The sequence below is a fragment of the Peribacillus faecalis genome (genome assembly GCF_014712675.1).
Classification (GTDB): Bacteria; Bacillota; Bacilli; order Bacillales; family DSM-1321; genus Bacillus_AD; species Bacillus_AD faecalis.
This window is the reverse complement of sequence record NZ_JACXSI010000065.1, coordinates 1-3,942: the sequence shown is the minus strand read 5'-3', so window position 1 is coordinate 3,942 and position 3,942 is coordinate 1. Positions and strand designations below refer to the sequence as shown.

Here is a 3,942-nt window from a genome sequence, read left to right as displayed (position 1 = left end):
CGTTCGCCGGGAGTCGAATACGGAAGTTAAGCTCGCGCGCCGATGGTAGTTGGGGGTCTCCCCCTGTGAGAGTAGGACGTTGCCGGGCAAGATGAAGATCAGCTGATGAAGTTGGTCTTTTTTTGTGTCATGAAATGAACGGACCGAAGGTTGAGAAACAAGAAGCAAATCAGTCAAGATTTATCGCATAACTTTAAGATTGTATGTACAAGTGATTGATGTGGAGTTTATGTTTATTCAGATAGAAGAGAGGGAGGAAGACTGGCTGCACTTGAAATGATTAAGCGAGGCTAGAAATATTGCGGTAATCAAGGGACCGGCAAATTTACACTCAGCTCAAATGAGATTCTAAGGGGCTATTGAAGTCCTGATGAATGAATATATCGATTTTTAAGTAATATCCACAAAGCGCTTCAACGCGGTAAAAAAGTTTTGGAAGAGGTTCAAATTATCGGATATGATGATATTCCGCAAAGCAGTTTATTATTTCCGACCCTTTCATCGATTAGGCAACCAGCCTATGAAATAGGGAAGGAAGCAGCATTGTTAATTTCCATTATCGAAAAAGAAACGGTAGAAAAGGAACATATTAAACTGCCTGTTAGTTATATTAATCGTGAAACGACAAGGAGGTTAAATTCTGATGATTAAAGTTGCAGTTGTAGGTAGTATTGCGATGGATCTAGTAGTGACATCAGTTGTTCGGCCAGGTGCAGGTGAAACAGTACTTGGAGAAGGTTTTGTTATGGTTCCTGGAGGAAAGGGGGCAAATCAAGCTGTTGCCGCCGCTAGACTAGGAGCTGATGTCAGTATGATCGGCTGTGTAGGTGATGATCACTATGGCCAGCAACTGATTGATAATTTAAAGCATAATGGTGTTTCTGTCAAATATGTGAAACCAGTTACAGAAGTGAGCACTGGTACAGCACATATTGTTTTGGCTGAAGGAGATAACAGTATTGTTGTTGTAAAAGGAGCAAATGATTGTGTAACTCCTGAGTATGTGGAAGGTGCTTTAGAGGCTATAAAGGAAGCTAATATCGTTTTAGTTCAGCAAGAGATTCCTTTTAATACAATTGAATATTTAAGTGGTGTTTGTGCAAATTACAGAATTCCATTGTTGTTAAATCCAGCACCTGCTCATTTAATTTCGCAGAACGTTATTGAACAGGCTACATTTATTACTCCGAATGAACATGAAGCGAAGCTATTGTTTCCGGATATGAGTTTAGAAGGTGTGTTAAACCAGTATGCTACTAAAGTTCTTATTACGGAAGGCAGTAAAGGTGTACGTTATCATAACGGCAAAGAAGAGGTAATTGTACCGACATTTAAAGTAGAGGCTGTTGATACGACAGGCGCTGGCGATACATTTAATGGAGCGTTTGCTGTTGCAGTAGCAGAAGGAAAAAACATTGCTGACAGTTTAAGATTCGCTAATCGAGCTGCATCATTATCTGTTACAAAATTCGGTGCTCAAGGAGGTATGCCGTCACGCAAAGAAGTGGAGGAAAGTCTATCATGAAGAAGCACGGTATATTAAATAGCTCCATAAGTAAAGTTTTTTCTGATCTAGGACATACATATCACAATGAAAAATATACACAAAGCTTCTGGTGAAAATGAAGTGCTGACAGGCGTAGATTTTGAACTTTTGCCTGGAGAGGTACATGCATTAATGGCTGAGAATAGAGCTGGTAAATCCACCATGATGAATGTGCTGACTGGATTGCATAAGCGAGACCAAGGGATTATTACCATTAACGGGGAAGAACATTACTTTTCCAACCCGAAAGAAGCAGAGCAAAGGGGAATCGCCTTTATCCATCAGGAAATGAACATTTGGCCTGAAATGACGGTGCTTAAAAACATATTTATCAGAAAAGAGCTTCAAAATAAGTTGGGGATTCTAAAAATGAATGAAATGCGACACATGGCAAAGAAACACTTCAAGAAGCTGGATGTATTAATCTCTTTGGAAGAGAAAGCCGGCAATTATTCAGTCGGTGAACAGCAAATGATTGAAATTGCCAAGGCACTGATGACAATTGCTGAAGTAATTGTAATGGATGAGCCAACCGCAACGTTAACGGAACGGGAGATACAGCATTTATTTGACGTCATTAATGCTTTGAGCAAACAAAATGTCAGTATCGTCTATATCTCCCATCGGATGGAGGGGATCTTTACAATCTGCGACAGGATTACCGTTATGCGTGATGGAAAAACGGTAGACACGAAGCCTATTCCAGAGACAAATTTTAATGAGGTTATCAAAAAATGGTAGGACGTGAACTGACGGTCGTTTTCCAACCAGAAAGCCTACTGTCAGTGATGTTGTCTTAGAAGTAAAGGATTTATCGCGAGCTGGAGAGTTTTAAAATGTCTCTTTTTCAGTAAGAAGTGGTGAGATTGTCGGGTTTTCCGGATTGATGGGAGTTGGCCGAACAGAGATCATGCGTTCGATATTTGGATTATCTCACCCAGACCATGGTGTTATCAAGATAAACGGTGCAGAAATTAAAATCCATAATCCTGCGCAAGCAGTTGAGAAAGGAATCGGCTTTATTACAGAAGACTGTAAATTAGAGGGGCTTGTTCTGGATTTCTCGATATGTGAAAATATCACTTTGCCGAATTTGAAAAGCTTTTCTCCGAAAGGAATTATTGATGAGAAGAATGAAGCTGAATTCGTCAATTTATTGATACAATGCCTGAGAATTAAGACAGAATCAGTAGAAACGAGTGCTAAGAGCTTATTTGGGGGTAACCAGCAAAAGGTAGTTATTGCGAAATGGATTGGTATCGGACCGAAAGTGCTCATACTTGTTGAGCCGACTCGCGGCGTTGACGTCGGCGCTAAATTTGAGATTTAGCAGCTAATGAATGAACTAACCGACCGAGGAGTAGCGATTACTATGGTTTCTTCTGAATTGCCGGAAGTAATCTGCAACGCAAGAAAAGATCATGACATTAGCAACTGGAGATCAGTAATATGTCGCATATAAAGAATGGTGAGAATGCCGGTAAGAAGTATTCTATTGGTTCTAAAGCCCAAAAACTTGGTCCGCTTCTAGGGTTCATTGTCTTAATAGTAGTTGTTTCTATAGCGTAGCTGATGAAAAATTGCACTTAACAAACAGCGGACTTCGACCATACGCAAGGATTGAATGTTATGGAAAATATGATTCAAGGTAATGGCAACATTCAAGCCGTCTTTGCTCATAACGATGAAATGGCGCTAGGAGCTTTAGAAGCAATTAATAGTGCCGGGAAAAGTTTAGTTGTAATCGGATTTGATGGTACAGAAGATGCACTTTCTTTTATTAGAAATGGACAGTTAACAGCAACAGTCGCACAACAGCCGGCGCTAATGGGAGAAATGGCTGTACAGGCAGCTATCGATTATATAGAAGGTAAAGAAGTGGAAGAAGTACCAAAGATAATATTGATCAACAATAAAGAAGATGAGGAGCAAGAATAGGGGAGTTTACTTTTGCTCCTATTTAATTTGAAAACAGTAGACTGAATTGTGTGACTTTATTTTAGTGTTAAAAAGCTATTGTTAAGTTAACAACATCGTGGTATATTAGTTGAGGTTCTTAAGAAAAGGACATCAACTAAAAAAACACTTCAAAAAAAGATTGACAGTGTTTTGATAGAATGATATATTAATAAAGTTGCTTCTGAGTTTTGGTGGCAACGGAAAATTAATTCGAAAAAAGTTGTTGACAACGAAATGACAAAATGTTATGATATAAAAGTTGTCACTAACGACAAACGATTGATCTTTGAAAACTAAACAAAACAAAAACGTCAACGTTAATTCTTATAAAACGTTTCGGCATTGACCGGAACAAAACTTTTTATTTTATGAGCTTTATCAAACACTTTTTGGAGAGTTTGATCCTGGCTCAGGACGAACGCTGGCGGCGTGCCTAA

The 3,942-nt window shown here is 39.2% G+C and carries 2 protein-coding genes and 2 pseudogenes; all 4 read left to right on the top strand.

Annotated elements, in window-relative coordinates:
* The first annotated feature begins 378 nt into the window (after positions 1-378).
* Complete coding sequence (locus IEO70_RS18120; protein ID WP_328820971.1) at positions 379-651, top strand: substrate-binding domain-containing protein; 273 nt, start codon at positions 379-381, stop codon at positions 649-651.
* A complete protein-coding gene (gene rbsK / locus IEO70_RS18115) occupies positions 644-1,525 on the top strand; it encodes a ribokinase (protein ID WP_190999781.1) in 882 nt (293 codons plus the stop codon). The genes IEO70_RS18120 and rbsK overlap by 8 nt, the downstream gene beginning before the upstream one ends.
* Before the next feature lie 54 nt (positions 1,526-1,579).
* Positions 1,580-2,994 (top strand): annotated as a pseudogene (locus IEO70_RS18110) (sugar ABC transporter ATP-binding protein).
* A 142-nt stretch (positions 2,995-3,136) separates the two neighbouring features.
* A pseudogene (locus tag IEO70_RS18105) lies at positions 3,137-3,484 on the top strand (substrate-binding domain-containing protein); the annotation flags it as partial.
* Positions 3,485-3,942: the final 458 nt, after the last annotated feature.